The sequence below is a fragment of the Paenarthrobacter nicotinovorans genome (assembly GCF_007670255.1).
GTDB classification, from domain to species: domain Bacteria; phylum Actinomycetota; class Actinomycetes; order Actinomycetales; family Micrococcaceae; genus Arthrobacter; species Arthrobacter nicotinovorans_B.
Map to the genome: position 1 here is coordinate 253,795 of NZ_SZVS01000005.1, position 16,457 is coordinate 270,251.

18 protein-coding genes are annotated in these 16,457 nt (G+C 63.5%); 13 read left to right on the plus strand and 5 right to left on the minus strand.

The features are described 5' to 3' along the window. Positions 1–66: 66 nt before the first annotated feature. Both FDP28_RS10190 and FDP28_RS10195 read right to left on the minus strand, forming a co-directional pair. Entirely contained in the window at positions 67–969 is a 903-nt protein-coding gene (locus tag FDP28_RS10190; RefSeq protein WP_144661315.1) for a diacylglycerol kinase catalytic domain-containing protein, read from the minus strand. Positions 970–978: 9 nt separating this feature from the next. Further along, entirely contained in the window at positions 979–1,995 is a 1,017-nt protein-coding gene (locus FDP28_RS10195; protein WP_144661316.1) for an SPFH domain-containing protein, read from the minus strand. Between the two features lie 107 nt (positions 1,996–2,102). Here FDP28_RS10195 and FDP28_RS10200 point away from each other — a divergent pair, with 107 nt between their 5' ends. The 10 genes from FDP28_RS10200 (at position 2,103) to FDP28_RS10250 (ending at position 12,870) form a co-directional block, all read left to right on the plus strand. Continuing rightward, positions 2,103–2,837, plus strand: coding sequence for an NUDIX hydrolase (locus tag FDP28_RS10200; RefSeq protein ID WP_144661317.1), 735 nt, complete (start codon positions 2,103–2,105; stop codon positions 2,835–2,837). A 1,077-nt stretch (positions 2,838–3,914) separates the two neighbouring features. Beyond that, positions 3,915–4,391: a hypothetical protein gene (locus tag FDP28_RS10210; protein WP_144661319.1), complete on the plus strand. Its 477-nt coding sequence runs from the start codon at positions 3,915–3,917 to the stop codon at positions 4,389–4,391. Further along, a complete protein-coding gene (locus FDP28_RS10215) occupies positions 4,388–5,617 on the plus strand; it encodes an NRAMP family divalent metal transporter (RefSeq protein WP_144661320.1) in 1,230 nt (409 codons plus the stop codon). The genes FDP28_RS10210 and FDP28_RS10215 overlap by 4 nt, the downstream gene beginning before the upstream one ends. Continuing rightward, positions 5,614–6,033 (plus strand): hypothetical protein, encoded by a 420-nt coding sequence (locus FDP28_RS10220; RefSeq protein WP_144661321.1) that lies wholly within the window; start codon positions 5,614–5,616, stop codon positions 6,031–6,033. Before FDP28_RS10215 ends, FDP28_RS10220 begins: the two co-directional genes overlap by 4 nt. Then, positions 6,023–6,358, plus strand: coding sequence for a PRC-barrel domain-containing protein (locus FDP28_RS10225; RefSeq protein ID WP_144661322.1), 336 nt, complete (start codon positions 6,023–6,025; stop codon positions 6,356–6,358). Before FDP28_RS10220 ends, FDP28_RS10225 begins: the two co-directional genes overlap by 11 nt. A 48-nt stretch (positions 6,359–6,406) precedes the next feature. Further along, positions 6,407–6,835 (plus strand): hypothetical protein, encoded by a 429-nt coding sequence (locus FDP28_RS10230; RefSeq protein ID WP_144661323.1) that lies wholly within the window; start codon positions 6,407–6,409, stop codon positions 6,833–6,835. Between the two features lie 116 nt (positions 6,836–6,951). Beyond that, a complete protein-coding gene (locus tag FDP28_RS10235) occupies positions 6,952–7,437 on the plus strand; it encodes an SRPBCC family protein (protein WP_144661324.1) in 486 nt (161 codons plus the stop codon). A 90-nt stretch (positions 7,438–7,527) separates the two neighbouring features. Beyond that, positions 7,528–9,057, plus strand: coding sequence for a CYTH and CHAD domain-containing protein (locus tag FDP28_RS10240; protein ID WP_144661325.1), 1,530 nt, complete (start codon positions 7,528–7,530; stop codon positions 9,055–9,057). Between the two features lie 112 nt (positions 9,058–9,169). Further along, complete coding sequence (locus tag FDP28_RS10245) at positions 9,170–10,906, plus strand: ABC transporter ATP-binding protein (RefSeq protein ID WP_144661326.1); 1,737 nt, start codon at positions 9,170–9,172, stop codon at positions 10,904–10,906. Further along, positions 10,903–12,870: an ABC transporter ATP-binding protein gene (locus FDP28_RS10250; protein ID WP_144661327.1), complete on the plus strand. Its 1,968-nt coding sequence runs from the start codon at positions 10,903–10,905 to the stop codon at positions 12,868–12,870. Before FDP28_RS10245 ends, FDP28_RS10250 begins: the two co-directional genes overlap by 4 nt. 138 nt (positions 12,871–13,008) lie before the next feature. On the opposite strand, the gene FDP28_RS10255 is transcribed toward FDP28_RS10250, so the two are convergent. Continuing rightward, complete coding sequence (locus tag FDP28_RS10255; protein WP_260842420.1) at positions 13,009–13,716, minus strand: hypothetical protein; 708 nt, start codon at positions 13,714–13,716, stop codon at positions 13,009–13,011. A gap of 165 nt (positions 13,717–13,881) precedes the next feature. Then, on the minus strand, positions 13,882–14,454 hold the full coding sequence (locus tag FDP28_RS10260) for an MOSC domain-containing protein (RefSeq protein ID WP_144661328.1): 573 nt from the start codon (positions 14,452–14,454) through the stop codon (positions 13,882–13,884). A 76-nt stretch (positions 14,455–14,530) separates the two neighbouring features. Here FDP28_RS10260 and FDP28_RS10265 point away from each other — a divergent pair, with 76 nt between their 5' ends. From FDP28_RS10265 to FDP28_RS10275, 3 genes are read left to right on the plus strand one after another with little or no spacing between them, the layout of a single operon-like run. Continuing rightward, a complete protein-coding gene (locus tag FDP28_RS10265; protein ID WP_144661329.1) occupies positions 14,531–14,968 on the plus strand; it encodes a hypothetical protein in 438 nt (145 codons plus the stop codon). Continuing rightward, positions 14,965–15,156, plus strand: a complete 192-nt coding sequence (locus FDP28_RS10270) for a helix-turn-helix transcriptional regulator (protein WP_144661330.1) — start codon at positions 14,965–14,967, stop codon at positions 15,154–15,156. Before FDP28_RS10265 ends, FDP28_RS10270 begins: the two co-directional genes overlap by 4 nt. Positions 15,157–15,183: 27 nt before the next feature. Continuing rightward, complete coding sequence (locus FDP28_RS10275) at positions 15,184–15,963, plus strand: alpha/beta fold hydrolase (RefSeq protein WP_144661331.1); 780 nt, start codon at positions 15,184–15,186, stop codon at positions 15,961–15,963. Here FDP28_RS10275 and FDP28_RS10280 read toward each other — a convergent pair. After that, positions 15,960–16,436: an NUDIX hydrolase gene (locus FDP28_RS10280; RefSeq protein WP_144661397.1), complete on the minus strand. Its 477-nt coding sequence runs from the start codon at positions 16,434–16,436 to the stop codon at positions 15,960–15,962. The two genes, FDP28_RS10275 and FDP28_RS10280, sit on opposite strands and share 4 nt — an antisense overlap. Between the last annotated feature and the right edge of the window lie 21 nt (positions 16,437–16,457).

The following is a 16,457-nucleotide window of genomic DNA, read 5'->3' on the forward strand; positions in this document are numbered from 1 at the left end:
AGCATGCTGATGATCCAGAGTTCAAGGGCAACGGAAAAGAACACGCCCGGCTTAGGGGCCCGGAAGCTAAACAACCAGCCGCAGCGGCCTCTGCCCCAGCTGCACCGTGATCTCCTGCCCCCACGAAGCCGTCAGCCGGTCGTCCTCCATGCCATCGCCGAACACCACCAGCTGGTCCGATGCCACGGTGATCCGCAGCTTTTCGCTTGCTTCCAGCACGCCTTCGGTCAGTGAAGCGCCCGTCACCGGTGACGGCCATGCCTCGCGGACAAACCACGCGAGCCGTGGATCGGTGGGGGCGGGCAAGGCCCGTCCGCCGCGTTCAAGGGCAATGGAAGCGCACCACCCGGTGGCGCCCGTCCCCGTGGAAACGATAAGGCCCGACGACGACTGCCGCTCGGTCTGTCCGCCGGCTTGGGTGAAACTCGGGGCGGCCAGGGTGTACTTGGCCGACTGGTGCGAGGCGTGCCCGACGAAAACCTCGTTCAGCGCCGAAAGCTGCTGACCGTCGTCGAGCGTTGCTGTCACTGTGGTGAGGTCCTGGCAGCGAAGCCGTCCAACGTCGCCGGAAGCCAGAAGGGCGGCAGCCGCGGCCGGGGTGTGCCGCACCAGTACGCCAGGGTTCGCTCCCGGCTCCGGATCGATGCCGATCACGGGCTGGCCCTTCAGATATTTGGCGACGTTCGCCACCAACCCGTCCTGGCCAACGACTGCGATGATGTCTTCGTCCGTCAACAGGAAGCGGCTGAGATCTGCGCGTTCCACTTCGGCCTGTCGCCAATCAGCAGGGACTGACGACCGCACTGCCGCGAGGGCTTCGTTGAGGCGATCGTGGCGGTCCTGCACGTCCTGGATGCTGCGGCCGCGGGTGCGGAGGAAGAACTCCGCCTGGCCCCGGGTGGCGTGCCGGTCCAACAGTTCCTGGAGCTCTGTGCGCCGGTGGACGATGACGATGCGCGGTGTTGCCATGGTGCGACCTTACTTGGTGGTTTCGGTGGTGGAGGTTTCCTTGAACAGCCCGGCGAGTGCTCCGCTGAGCAGGTCCGGGGTGATGGTCAGGTTCCCGATGTTTGGCAGGCTTCCGGCTGCGTCCTTGAGGGCCAAGGCCAGGAGGGTGGTCTGGTCCATGCCGCGGTAGACCTCCATGGTGGCAGCTTCGCGGGCGGCTGCTGCTTCACCCACCAGGCGGATCTGGTTGGCCTCGGCAGCGGCACCGATTCCCTGCCGTTCAGCGGAACCTTGAGCTTCGATCAGCCCGGCAGCTGCCTTCTCCTCGGCGGCGCGGCGGGCGTTTGCGCCTTCCTGCGCCACCAAGTTCTCCCGACGGACGGCCAGTTCGATCTGGCTCGCCATTTCGTTCTCGGAGATGGTGCGTTCACGTTCGACGGCGACTGCCCGCCTTTCGTACACGGCCCGGTCCGCTTCGGCTTGGAGTTGTTCCCGGACGGGGGTCTGCAGGGCGCGTTCGACCTCGGCTTCGGGCCGGACGGCGAGGACCTGGACGCCGAGGATCTCGATACCGGTGGATTGGAGCCTTGCGTCGGCGCGGAGGGCATCGGTCAGGACGAGACGGAGCTGGCTGACCCCGCGTTCCAATGCCTCGGCGAGGGTGGTGGTGGCGATCTGGTCGATCGCGTGGCTCTGGCACAGCTGGCCGATGATGGTGGACACCTGTTCGCGTCCGGTAGCGGGGGCCTTGCCTGCGGTCTGAAGTCCGAAGTCGAGGCGGGTGGAGACCGCAACGGGGTCGATGAAGCGGTAGGTCACGTTGGCCTGGACGCTGACGTCCTGGTGGTCCCGGGTGATCGCGTGGAAGAGGGTGGGCAGTTCCTGGTCGTCCACTGGAACTTCGCTGAGTACGGAGTTCGCGGGGCGGAAGAAGAACGCCTGGCCGACTCCCTGGTGCTTGACCGCACCCTTCTGCAGGTGCACGACGTAGCCGGTGGGGCTGCCGAGGAAGTGGCTGATCCAGGGGTAACGCTTGATGGTTGCCATGATGTTTAGCCTCTTTCGTTTTGTTGTCGTCACTTTGACGATAACCAAACTGTAGGCGGACGAGATCTTTATTGTCAACATGACGATAACTCCCCTAGGATTGCTTCATGCCTTCAACCCATCCAGCGCCTGAGCGCTTTCCGGTGACTGTCGACGTCGTCGCCCTTACAGTGCGCGATGGCGAACTGAACGTCCTGCTCATCACCCGCCTCATCGAGCCCTTCCGCGGCAAACTCGCACTGCCTGGCGGCTTCGTCCTTGCCGGCGAAGACCTGCTGGAGGCGGCGGTCCGTGAACTTGCGGAGGAGACTGGCGTTGAACGCTTGCCCGGGCACCTCGAGCAGCTGGGGAGCTATGGGCCCAAGGGGCGTGACCCCCGCGGTGATGTGCTCACCGTCGCGCACCTGCTGCTGGCGCCCGACTTCCCGGTGCTGGCCGCCGGCAGCGACGCTGAGCAGGCGGCCTGGTATCCCGTCCGGGAGGTTCTCAACGGCCGGCTTGAGCTGGCCTTCGATCACGCAAAAATCCTCGACGACGCGCTGGAGCGTGCCAAGTCGAAGCTCGAATACTCACCTTTGGGCGCTGCATTTTGCGGTGAGGAATTCACGATTGCCCAGCTCCGCGCCGTGTACGAAGCCGTGTGGGGCACCCGGCTGGATCCGCGCAATTTCCACCGAAAAGCGACCGGGACGCCCGGCTTCCTGGAGGACACCGGCCGCATGACAGCGGGCGACGCCGGACGCCCGGCCGCGCTGTTCAGGCTCGCTCCCGAATCGCGTCCGACGGCGGGCCACCCCGCCCGCGCGGTGCTGAACCCACCCCTGATGCGCCCCCGCGCCTAACCCCCGCTGGCCCCCACGGACGGGGGAAGGGGGTGCTCTCGTGTCCAGTGAGCCGGAGCGCACCCCGGATGCAACGCGCCGGGGGCGGGTGCTGGACAGGCTCCGCGAAACGGTAGTAAGTTTCCTGACGAACTACTACGCCAAAGGAGGATGCACGCCTATCATGATGCTATGTACGGACCTCTCGCGGGAAAGATTCGTTTGGATCCTTTTCCACAGGGGTACGTAAGAAATATGGAGATGAATTTCTCCAACCGGTGCCCGTTGGCATGGGTGGCGCTCCACATGGTGTGGGGTACCAGCGGACGCCTTCCTGAATAGACAAACAGTTATTGAAAGGGATGCGTAGCTCAATGAACACACTCCTCATAATCGCAGGTGTAATCGCGATCATCTTGCTTCTTGTTGGCGGTCTGAACCAGGCCCTTAGTTTCCTGCTCTGGGTAGGAATTATCCTGCTCGTGCTGGCACTCATTGGTTGGGTCGTCGGCAGGGGCCGGTCCCGCGTATGACAACTGATCCAAGCGAAGTTGCCGGTTTTTCCCAGGTTCGCGATGGAACCACCACCCCTGGACATCCCATTCCCAGGGACCCGGGGGTGCCAGAAACCAGCGGTCCGGGGGATGCCGGTGACGCATCGTCGGGAAGTCAGGATGACGCCGTCGATGCTGGTCCCAGCGAATCTGCCAATCCACCCGGGCCGGCAGAAGAAAAGGATGAAAAGACCGCGGACGACCGTGGTCTGACAACCGAAACCAATCCAACGGATTGATCGGATCAGCGGGCGGCGGGCGGGAGAAATCCGGTCCGCCGCCGCGCTTCCTGAGGAAACATTTTTACTGATGCTGAACGTCGTCACATAGCGATAGGGGTAGAAATGAGAATCGGCTCAATCCTCGGGCTATTCGTCGTTGTTTGGCTCATTATCGGGGCAGTAGCCGCCGGCCAAAGGGGATACTACAGCGCCCCGCCCGCCCAATGCTCGCAGGTGGCCACGATTGCCTTGAATATTGTTGCCGGCCCACTCAATTACACCGGTTTGAATCCCCAGGGCGGATGCGAGATACCGAAGCCGTCATGAGAAACGCCCCGCAGTTCCGCGCGGTGGCCCTGACCTTCTTGCTGATCGTTGCCGCGCTGCTGGCTGGCTGCTCACAGCGGCCCGCCGCCGACTCCCTGGAAGGACCCGCCAAAGAGGTCTCCTCCGCCGTGCGCGCGGCAAGCCTTGCGCTGGACCTCAGGATTGCGGACAGTACGACGGCGGCCGCCGCGTCCACGACGGCTGACGACATGCTGGGCGACGTCGAATCGGCCACCGATCAGGTCCACCGGCTCTCAGCGCAAACCCAAGAGGAAAGCATGCTCCGGAACGATGTCCTGGCCGTGTTTTCCTCTGTTTCCCGGGCGCTCCTGCATGCGCGTGATGCGCTCTCCCCAACTTCCGGCGTCTCCGACGATGCGCAGGGCCGAACCGAACTCTCCACAGTGCAGGGCGAGCTCCGCATTGCCACGGATCAACTCGATAACCTCATGACCAAGGCCGGCATCCAGTGAAACGGCTCCTCGGTGTTGCACTCGGCATCCTGACTGCGATCGGGGGCTTTGTCGACATCGGGGACCTTGTGACCAATGCCGTCGTTGGCTCGCGGTTCGGCATGTCGCTGGCTTGGGTGGTGCTGGTGGGCGTCGTGGGTATCTGCCTGTTCGCCAATATGTCCGGCAGGGTGGCTGCGGTCTCCGGGCGTGCCACCTTCGAGGTCATCAGGGAGCGCCTGGGTGCGAGAGCCGGATTGGCCAACCTGGGGGCGTCGTTCCTTATCAATGTCATGACCGTCACCGCGGAAATCGGTGGCATAGCCTTGGCGCTCCAATTGGCCAGTGGCGTGGCGTATCTGCTCTGGGTTCCATTCGCCCTGCTGGCCGTGTGGCTGGTGGTGTGGCGGGTTAAGTTCAAAATCATGGAAAACGTCACGGGGCTCGTGGGCTTGTCCTTGGTGGTGTTCGCAGTGGCTCTGTTCCTGCTGAAACCCGACTGGGGTTCGCTCCTCGGACAAGCCTTGCCCCCGGCGGTACCGGAAAGCGAGAGCGCTGGAACCTATTGGTACTACGCCATTGCCCTGTTTGGCGCTGCAATGACTCCCTACGAAGTGTTCTTCTTCTCCTCGGGAGCGGTGGAGGAACGGTGGAAAATCAAGGACTTGGCGCAGTCGCGTATCAACGTTCTTTTGGGTTTCCCGCTGGGCGGGTTGTTGTCCATTGCGATCGCCGCGTGCGCCGCCGTCGTTCTTCTGCCGGCTGGCATCAGCGTCACGTCCTTGTCGCAGGTGGCGCTTCCGGTGGCGCAGGCCGGCGGTCAACTGGCCTTGGCGGTCTTGATTCTGGGCGTGGTAGCGGCAACGTTCGGGGCGGCTTTGGAGACGACCCTCTCCAGCGGCTACACCTTGGCACAATACTTTGGCTGGTCCTGGGGCAAGTTCCGTAGTCCCGCCCAGGCTGCCCGTTTCCACGTGTCCATGATTGTGGTGCTCCTGGTCGGGGTCGCGGTGCTGGCTACGGGCGTCGATCCCATCCTGGTGACTGAATACTCAGTTGTCTTCTCGGCGATAGCCCTTCCGCTGACCTACCTGCCGATCCTCATCGTGGCCAACGATCCCCAATACATGGGCAAGCACGTCAACAGCCGGGCTGTGAACATCGCCGGCGTGATCTACCTGTTCATCATCCTGCTTGCTTCCCTGGCCGCCATTCCACTGATGATCGTCACAGGAGCGGGAGCATGAGTAAAAACAAGCGCGTCCAGCCCCAGGACATCCATGCTGCTCCGCATCTGGCTGGCCTCGTCCTCGACGCCCAGCTCCACTTGCTGGACAGGCAGGTGCTGGATGTCGACGGCGTCCCCGTCACCACTGTTGACGACATCGAGTTGAGCGGTCTGGAACCCGGCGAAGCAATCCCGGAGGGAACGTCGGCGCCGCAGATCTCGGCCCTGCTCACGGGGCCGGTGCTGGGGACGCGCATCTTTGGCGGCAGGCCGCCGTCGAGCCGTCTGATCCGGATCCCTTGGAACGTGGTGGCGGACGTGGACACGGTGCTGACGCTGGGCGTGCGCGCGGATTCGATGGATGCTTCGTGGGTGGAACGCTGGTTGCGGACCCATGTCATTGCCAGGATTCCTGGAGGCCACCATGAACCTTAACGACCTGCTGGGCACTGATGTGCTGGACGCGGACGGCCAGAGGCTGGGGGAAGTCTCGGATTTCCGCTTCGTGCTCGATGGCGCAGGTGGCCAACTCCTGAGCGGTGCGAGACTCGTGGGCATCGTGGTCAGTCCGCGGACGGCGGCGTCGTTCCTTGGCTATGAGCGGCAGGGCCTCACCCAGCCATGGCCGTTGGCTCAGCTGTTCCGGTGGTGGCACAGGGGTTCATTCCTGGTGCTGTGGGAGGACATCGCCGTGATGGGGCCGCAGGAGGTGGGGCTGCGGCCGGACTTCACTGCCTACGACGCGCGGCTGGCACCATAAACCATATGGCGACCAAATGCTAAGTTTACTGATAATTTTGTCAAAGGCATGGACATGCCACTAAGCATCCTTATAGGTTCGAAGTGTTCCATTAACACGTTCGCCGCATCGGAAAGGACACGTCACATGGACAAGCAGGACGCCACACCGGAAGAGGAAGTAGGAGGCTACGGCACTCCTACGGCAGAGCAGGAATCAGGCGGAGGCCAGGCCCAGCCCCGCGTCGAGGAAGACATCGACGAGGCAGCACTGGGAGAGGGAACCGGCGCGCCGAACCTCAGCCACCTGGATCCCGAAGACTCGGACAGCTCAGGAGAGCCAGGCGCAGGCCGCTTTGGCGGGATCGACGAACAGTCCCTCGCGGAGCAGTCGTCGCAGCCGGCGGATGCTGACGAACTGCCGGACGGCAGTGGCAACGACCTCCCGCAGGAAGAATCGCCCAACGACGATGACGAAGAGAACTTCGACGCCGGCTAAATAGCTTTGGCTGGCGCGCTTAGACTGGCGCGCCACTGGTTAAGCAGCCAGCCGGCTGGTGCGCCGCCGGGAATCACGAATCTGGAAACAGAGACAAGATCGAAGGAGCAAAACCCATGGCAACGGTCAACAAGTCAATTGATGTAGATGTGCCCGTGTCTGTGGCCTACAACCAATGGACGCAGTTCGAGTCCTTCCCGCAATTCATGAACGGCGTGGAGGCTGTCGAGCAGATCGATGACACGGCCCTGCACTTTGCCACCAACGTGGGCGGGGTCAAGCGGGAATACAACGCCCAGATCATTGAGCAGGTTCCGGACGCCTTGGTGAGCTGGGCCAGTGTTGACGGTCCGCGCAACTCGGGAACGGTGAGCTTCGTGCCACTGGATGATGGCCGGACCCGTGTCAACGTGGCCATCGACTGGGAGCCCGAAGGCCTTGCCGAAAAGGCGGGATCGGCCCTCGGCGTGGACGAGCTGCGCGTGGGTGCAGACCTGGACAAGTTCAAGAAATTCATTGAAGCCCAAGGACACGAAACCGGCGCCTGGCGCGGAACGGTGACCGGGGGCGACGTGGATGACACAGGTGGAGCCCTTCTGTAAGTTTCAACCCCAAGCGAGGGCCGGCCATTTCAACGGGCCGGCCCTCGCGGCATACTTGGAGCAAGTCGCAACGAGGGAGTTAAGAGGGCCATGGCAACGTCCAGCAGCGTGGAAGCAGAGCAAAAATTCGACGCCGTGGAGTCCACTCCGCTTCCGACGCTGGAGACCATCGACGGCGTCGGAAAAGTCGGCGAACCAGTGACCCACACGCTCGAAGCCACCTACTTCGACACAAGGCAGCTTGCCCTCGCCAGGCACGGGATCACCCTGCGGCGCCGCACAGGAGGGCACGACGCGGGCTGGCACCTGAAACTTCCCCTCGGCCCCGGCAAACGCACGGAAATCCATGCTCCCTTGGGCAGCGAGGATGTTGTCCCGACCGAACTCATGGACCGGGTGCTCGCCTACACGCGGGCCCACGCGGTCTCGGTGGTGGCAACCTTGCGCACGGAGCGCACGAGCTACGCCTTGTACGGAGGCCATGGAGAACGTGTGGCTGACTTCGTCGATGACCACGTCCGAGCCAACGTGACCGTGGGCGAGGCCCACGAGCTGCAATGGCGGGAGTGGGAAGTGGAACTGGCGGCCTCCGACGGCACGGGCGATGCTCTGCTGGCCGAGCTGACCCGGCAACTTTCCGAGGCCGGCGCGACTCCCAGTAAGCGGTCGTCCAAGTTGGCCACGGCTCTGGGCGGGCAATGGCCTGCGCCCGGGAAGGCCGAGGAGAAGAAGGACAAGAAGGCCGCCAAGACCGAGGCATCCGTTCCAGTGCTGAGCTATCTGCGTGCGCAGCTGGCCGGCCTGCTCCTCCAGGATGCCCGCGTCAGATTGCACCGGGACGATTCCGTTCACCAGCTCCGGGCCTACACGCGGCGGATCCGCTCCGTCCTGCACAGCTACCGTGAGATGTTCGAGCCCGAACCCGTTGCCGGACTCGAACAGGGGTTGAAGTCGTTGGCGGAGACACTGGGCAGGTACCGTGACACGGAAGTCCTGCACGAACACCTCCGCGCTTCCCTGGATGAACTGCCCGAGGAGCTCGTCCTGGGCCCACTGCACGCGGAGCTGGAGGAGCGGATGGAGGTCCGGGCCGACACCGCGAAGGCAGCCATTCAAGCGCGGTTGACCAGCCCGCACTACTTCCGGCTTCTTGATGACCTTGAGGCTTTCATCGACACACCACCCCTGACCGAAAAAGCCAAGGCGCCGGCCCGGAAAGCCACCGCGAAGCTCGTCAACAAAGCGGTCAAACGGCTCCGCAAACGCCACGACGCGGCGGTGGCGGCCGCCGTCGGGCATTCACGCGACGAAGCCTTCCATAACGTGCGGAAATCCGCCAAAAAGCTGCGTTTCGCTGCTGCTGCCGCGGAAAGCGTCCATGGCAAACGCGCAGCCAAGCTGGGCAAGGCCGCGCATAACGTGCAGTCGATCCTTGGCACCCACCAGGACAGCGTGATGGCGCGCCGTGAGTTGCTGGATCTCGGCTCGGCAGCCGGTGCGGGGAACGCGGCGTTCACCTACGGGGTGCTGTATGCCGTTGAAGGTACAGTTTCGGATGCTGCGCAGCGGAAGTACCTGAAAAAGAGTGCCAAGGTGTTGAAGCTGCGGCTCAAGAAGTAGCCTGCGAGCCGGCGCTGGCGCCGGCACACTGCGGCGCCCGGGTTGCCCTCTAGTTGCCCGCAGCAACCAGACGTAAACTGGCCTTCGGTTCACATCGAGGCTCGGAGACAGCATGCTCTGGAAGGTACTGGTTCGCTTCCTTCGGCCGCATCAGCGGCTGCTGGTCGCCGTCGTCGTTTTTCAACTGGCGCAGTCGATCGCATCCCTGTACCTGCCAACCCTGAACGCCGACATCATCGACAACGGCGTCGCCGCCGGGGACACGGAATACATCCTTCGGATGGGCGGCCTGATGCTGCTGATCACGCTCCTGCAGATCGCCTGTGCCGTGGTCGCTGTCTATTTTGGTGCGAAGGCAGCCATGGGGATGGGCCGGGACGTCCGTGACGCGATCTTCAGCAGGGTGGGCGAATTCTCGGAGCAGGAAGTCACCCGGTTCGGCGCGCCGTCGCTGATTACCCGCTCCACCAACGACGTCCAACAGGTGCAGCAGTTGGTGCTGATGTCGTGCACGCTTATGGTCACCGCGCCGATGCTCAGTATCGGCGGCGTGATCATGGCGGTGCGCCAGGACGGCCAGTTGTCGTGGCTGATCGCCGTGTGCGTGCCGGTGCTGCTGGTTGCGGTGGGCCTGATCGTGTCGCGGATGGTGCCGCTGTTCCGCAAAATGCAGGTCCGGATCGACGCCGTCAACCGGGTCCTGCGCGAGCAGCTCACCGGCATCCGCGTGGTGCGGGCGTTCGTGCGCGAGGACATGGAAGTCTCCCGCTTCGGCAGGGCGAACGACGACGTCACTGACGTTGCGCTGCGGGCCGGCCGGTTGATGGCGCTCATGTTCCCTGTGGTCATGCTGGTGATGAACGTTTCCAGTGTGGCGGTGATCTGGTTCGGCTCGTTCCGGATCGAGGACGGCTCCATGCAAGTAGGAACCCTGATTGCGTTCCTGAGCTATCTCATGCAGATCCTCATGTCGGTCATGATGGCAACCTTCATGGCGGTCATGATCCCGCGCGCCTCCGTCTCCGCCGATCGCATCGGCGAGGTGCTGGAGACCGACTCCAGTGTCCGGCCGCCGTCGAACCCCGTTTCCCTCACGGGCCGCCGCCGCGGCCAATTGGAAATGCGCGACGTCGGATTCGCCTACCCGGGTGCCGAACGGCCTGTGCTGAGCGGTGTCACCTTCACCGCGTTGGCCGGCCAAACGACGGCGATCATTGGCAGCACGGGCGCCGGCAAAACCACGCTCGTCAACCTGATGCCCCGGCTCTTCGATGCCACCACCGGCTCTGTCCGGATGGACGGAGTAGATGTTCGTGACCTTCACCCGGACCTGCTGTGGGGCCACATCGGCTTGGTTCCACAGCGGCCGTACTTGTTCTCCGGCACTGTCCGCAGCAACCTTCATTACGGTAAGCCGGATGCCACCGAGGACGAACTATGGGAAGCGTTGCGTGTGGCCCAGGCCGATGATTTCGTGCGCGGGATGGAAGGCGGGCTCGATGCGGCCATTTCGCAGGGCGGCACCAACGTTTCAGGTGGGCAGCGGCAGCGGCTCGCGATAGCCCGGGCGCTGGTGAAACAGCCTGAGCTCTACATCTTCGACGATTCCTTCTCCTCCCTGGACACCGCCACGGATGCCCGGCTGCGCCAAGCGCTCAAACGGCACACGAACGGCGCCACCTTGGTGATCATCGCCCAGCGCGTGTCCAGCATCGCCGACGCGGACCGGATCCTGGTGCTCGACGACGGCCGGATCGTTGGGCAGGGAACGCACGAAGAGTTGCTGGAGACATCCGAAACGTACCGTGAAATCGTGTCGTCCCAGCTGGCAGCGGAGGAGGCAGCATGAGCGCTGTATCAGCCGGACCGCGCGGCCCCCAGCGTCCGGCAATGGGCCCTGGGCGGGGTGGACCGTTCGCGGGGATGAACGTGCCCGCCGAGAAAGCCTCCAACTTCAAAGACTCGGCGCGCCGGCTCCTGGGAACCTTGCAGCCGGAACGACTCTGGCTCGGCCTGGTCCTGGTGTTGGCCGTGGCAAGCGTTGCGCTGTCCGTGATCGGTCCGCGGCTCCTGGGCGAGGGGACCAACCTGATCTTCGCAGGCATCGTGTCCAAGCAGCTGCCCGCCGGCGTCTCCAAAGAACAGGTCATCGCGGGGCTTCGCGCCTCAGGGGAGAACAGCAAAGCGGACATGCTGGGCGCCATGACCCTGACACCCGGCGTCGGGATCGACTTTGGCGCGCTGTCCTCCGTGCTGTTGTGGGCGCTTGCGTTGTATGTCTTGGCCTCAGCGTTCGGTTGGATGCAGGCCTACGTCCTTAACGGCGTCGTACAGCGGACCGTGTACCGCCTCCGCCAGCGCATCGAAGCCAAAATCCACCGCCTCCCGCTTCGCTATTTCGATTCCATCCAGCGCGGTGAGCTGCTCAGCCGGGTGACGAACGACGTCGACAACATCTCCCAAAGCCTCCAACAATCCATCAGCCAGGTAGTGTCCTCGCTGCTGACGGTGCTGGGCGTGCTGGTGATGATGTTCATCCTCTCGCCCCTGTTGGCGCTGATCGCCTTGGTCACCATTCCGCTGACGTTGGGCATCACCATGCTGATCGCCAAGCGTTCGCAGAAGCTCTTCGTGGCGCAGTGGAAGAACACGGGAGAGCTCAACGGGCAGATCGAGGAAACCTACACCGGGCACGCCTTGGTGAAGGTGTTCGGACGGCAGAACGAGGTGCAGGAGAAGTTCCGCGCCAAGAACGCCGAACTCTACCAAGCGAGCTTCGGTGCGCAGTTCGTCAGCGGCCTGATCATGCCTGCCATGACGTTCATCGGGAACCTCGTCTACGTGGGGATTGCCGTGGTGGGCGGCCTGCAGGTGGCTTCCGGGGCGATGCAGCTGGGCGATGTGCAGGCGTTCATCCAGTACTCACGGCAGTTCACCATGCCTCTGGCGCAGCTCGGGTCCATGGCGAACATGCTGCAATCCGGTGTTGCCTCGGCCGAGCGCGTGTTCGATCTGCTCGATGAGGAGGAAGAATCGGCTGAACCTCCCGCCTCTGACACGGGGCCTGGTCGAGGCCGGCTCGTGTTCGAGAACGTCTCCTTCAGCTACTCGCCGGACAAGCCGCTGATTACCGATCTCAGTTTGGTGGCCGAACCCGGGCAGAGCATCGCCATTGTCGGGCCCACCGGTGCGGGCAAGACGACGCTGGTGAACCTCATGATGCGGTTCTACGAGCTCGACGGCGGTCGGATCACCTTGGACGGCGTGGACATCGCCACCATGTCCCGGCAGGAACTGCGCTCGCGGATGGGCATGGTCCTCCAGGACACGTGGCTGTTCGGTGGGACCATCCGGGACAACATTGCCTACGGCAAGCCTGATGCTTCCGAATCCGCCATTGTGGAAGCAGCCCAGGCCACCTATGTGGACCGCTTTGTCCGGTCCCTGCCCGAGGGCTACGACACCGTCCTCGACGACGAGGGCAGCAACGTGTCGGCCGGCGAAAAGCAGCTGCTGACCATTGCCCGGGCGTTCCTGTCCCGGCCATCGGTGTTGATCCTGGATGAGGCCACGAGCTCCGTCGATACCCGGACCGAGGTGTTGGTGCAGAAGGCCATGAAGGCCCTGCGCTCGGACCGGACCAGCTTTGTGATTGCCCACCGGCTCTCCACCATCCGCGACGCCGACCTCATCCTGGTGATGGAGGCCGGGCAGATCGTGGAGCAGGGGACCCACTCGGAGCTGCTGGCTGCCGGCGGGGCCTACTCCAGGCTGTACGAAGCCCAGTTCGCGGCCCCGGTGGCGGAGGTCTGAGGGCTCCTCTGCACGGGAGCTGTACCTTCACGACCCACTTTCAACTTAGGGCCGGCCTTTTTCAACCGACTTTGGTTGTATTTGCCTCAGCGGGAGCTGAAAGTGGGTCGTGGCGTTACGCGCCTGGTTTAGGCAGGATTACTTTCGACGCCGGGCGGTTGCGTAGGAGGGTTCGCGCAGTCGCCTGGTCCAGCCGTAGGTCCCGGCCGTGGGCAGCGGATTCAGGACAGGGTCGAACCGTTCGTCGGTGTCTTCTGCGTGATCGGCGACTCTGAGCGTCAAGGTTCCAAATCGTGTCCACGCCCCCAGCGGGCTGGCGTGATGGAGTTCCAGTGTCCAGGCCGTTTCGCTGAGGAGTGAGCGGAATACGCCCGGGTCCATGGGCAGTTTTTCCGGTCCTCCAATGGTCCGCGCGGCGATGAGGACTGGGCCCTTATTCGACTTGTAGGGCATCATGCTGGAGAAAACAGCGCCCGCCGCATCGCGTCGGAGCCGGAGGATGAAACGGCCCAGCCCGGTGGGGCCGGTGGTGGCCAGCAACATGTCCGATCGTTTGCCCTCCGTGAAGCGCACTGCGAGCCCAATGATGTCCGGGAAGGCGTCCGGTAACCCGATGGACCGGGAGATCCGGGCATCGACTTGCGTGCTTCCTGGATTGTCCAGCCAAGGGATTCCCGAGGGCGGGCGGTCGCCGTCGTCCCTTTCCAAGATCCCCACCAAACAGATTCCCTTTGGGTGGATCGGCCTGTGGGGTCGTACAACCTTGATGGCTTTGAACATGGCGGCAAACGCCGTGCCGGCCATGGCTTGTACTTTGCTGCCTTCCAGGATGCTCTCGGTCCTCACGTGATCACCCTATGTGGCCCACGCGGAGAAAGACAGGCTCCTGATTAATACTGGGCGTGCCTTCAGGACCTTCTTTGAGACCAAGTCGCTCCAAACTCAACCTTTTCGTGGTGATTTTGGACTTCCCGGGCATCAAAGTGGGTCGTAGCGGCACGCGGCCCCGAGCTAGGGCAACCGCGATGGCCGCAGCACGTTCGCGTCGCCGGCCTTGGTGGGATCCAACGGCACCGGGCTGAGCAGAACGGCCGGCCCGCGATGCAGCAATCCGCCGGACACCACCTGGCACCGGACGCCACCCCGCCCGCGCATCGCCTTGTGCGCACCGGGAGCCAGCATCTGGTCCATCCAGGCGCAGGGATGGGCCGGGCGCCCGGCCTTCAAGCGCACCACATCTCCACCGGACTCAAGCGCGAACTCGTGGCCCAGCAGGGGAGCGAGCTCCACTCCGCGCAGCACAACGTTCCGGCGGGTCAGCAGGGGATCGAAAGGCCCGGCTTCAAGCTCGGCGGCAATGGCTTCCAATGCCTCGATGGCGAAGACCGTCACCGCGGCGTCCATATGGGCGGCCTTGCCGAAGAACCTGTCCCCAACAATGCCTTTGCCGGCAACCAACTCAGCCTGATCGACGTCGTCCGTTCGAACGTCAGCCGCCCCTTCGCGGGCGCGGCCAAAGTACGCATGCCCCGGCGACACCAAAAGGTGCAGCACCTCGACGTCGTACCTGTACCCAGCTGTCATCCCTCAACGCTAGCCCCTGTTGCCGTGCAGCGCAGGACCCATTGTCCCGCTATGTAAAGCGTGCTTTACTGTGTCCATGAGTAAAGCTTCCTTTACATCACGTCGGGCGCCTGCCCAGCACTACGTTTTGGCCGCCATCCTCGGCTCCGTCCTGACCATCGCGGTTGCGGTAGTGGTCGGAGCAACCAACCCGCGTGACTTTTGGCCCGCAGCAGGGATCGGCGCTCTGTGTTCGGCATACCCGGCCCTCTCGCTCGGGGTGCGGATCTTCGTCTCGAACAACACCGTCACCCGCGACTCCCACGGCGAGCAGAGTGTCGAGTTGCAATGGATGCGCGAGGCCGGCACGGGGGCCTTCCTGGACGTCCTGGTGGCCACGATCGTTGCTGCGCTGGTGCTGGCCATCGGTCGTTTCCAGATTGACGCCCTCCCCGTGCTGCTGGGACTTGTTGCCCTCAGCGTCGTGGATGCCGGACTCCGCTACGTGACCATCCGCCGTCGAGCACTTAAGTGAAGAACAACCTCGCCGAGCGTCGTGCCGGCCGCAACTGGACCCAGGCGGACCTGGCCGCCGCGCTCGGAGTGTCCCGGCAGACGGTCATCTCCATCGAGAAGGAGAAATTCGACCCCTCCCTGCCTTTGGCCTTCCTCATCGCGCAAACCTTTGGCTGCGCCATCGAGGACATCTTCACTGCAGAGTGATCGGCCCGCACAGATACAGTGGGCACCGTGAACTTTGCTGAAGCGGCCGACGGCGCGCAACTCGCGTGGACGTCTGAAGGCCATGGCGAGCCGATGCTGCTCATCGCTGGACAGGCGACGGCCATGGACGGTTGGGGCCCGACGGCGGAACTTCTGTCCCGCTCTTACCGCGTCATCCGCTTTGATCACCGGGGGATTGGCCTCAGCGGCAAGGGTGAAGCTGATCGCTACACCACGCGCCTGCTCGCACAAGATGCAGTGGCCGTCTTGAACGCAGCCGACGCGGATTCAGCACACGTGTACGGGCATTCGATGGGCGGGCGCATCGGGCAGTGGCTGGCGATCGATGAGCCCCGAAAAGTGCGGACTTTGATCCTCGCGGCTACCAGTGGGGGAAAGTGGCCCGACACCTCGACCATGCCGGACAAGGCTGCCTTGGAAGCACTGGTAAGCGGCGACATGAGCCGTCTTGAACCTCTCTTCTTCGACGCCGCATGGGCCCGGAGCAACCCCGAAGCGACCCACACCTTCTTCAATTCCCGGGCTTCGGCGTGGGCCAAAGCGCGTCACTTCAAGGCCAGCCGCGAACACGATGCCTGGAGTGAGCTTGGCGCCATCCGGTCTCCGACGCTGATACTGCATGGCACCGAGGACAGGCTGACTCCTTTGCTTAACGCCCAGCTTCTCCGCGAGCATATCCCCGGCTCCGTGCTGGTCAGGGTTCCCGGCGCGGGGCACGGGCTGCACCTGGACCATCCGGAAACCGTCGAGTGGATCCGGCAGTTCATTGAACGCAGGAGAGGCTAGCCCGCCCCTCCAATGTGACGGACCAAGGCATCCACAATAGGCAGCTGCCCCTTGACGAGCTTGGTGCGGGCCATGGACTCTTCAAACCACTGGGCGTCGTCGATCTCCGGGAATTCCTTGATGGCGCCGGAGCCTTTGGGCCATTCCATCGGGAAAGTGTTGCTGACAATCTCCTCGGGCTGAAAATCGTTGGCTTCAGCGGTGAAAGCGGTGATGAGCTTTCCTGAGGGCTGACGGAATGTGCCCAGCAAAACGTACTCGGTCGATGGGGGAGGAGTGCCGATTTCTTCGGTGAATTCACGACGCGCGGCAGTCAGCGCGTCTTCGTCGTCGGAGAATTCACCCTTGGGAATTGACCAGGCGTGCTGGTCCTTCCTGGCCCAAAAGGGCCCTCCCATATGGGCTATCCAGAGCTCCAATTGTTCTGTGCTGTTGCGGCGGTAAAGGATGATGCCTGCGCTGTGGATACTGATGGTGCCTCCCGGGCCAAATGC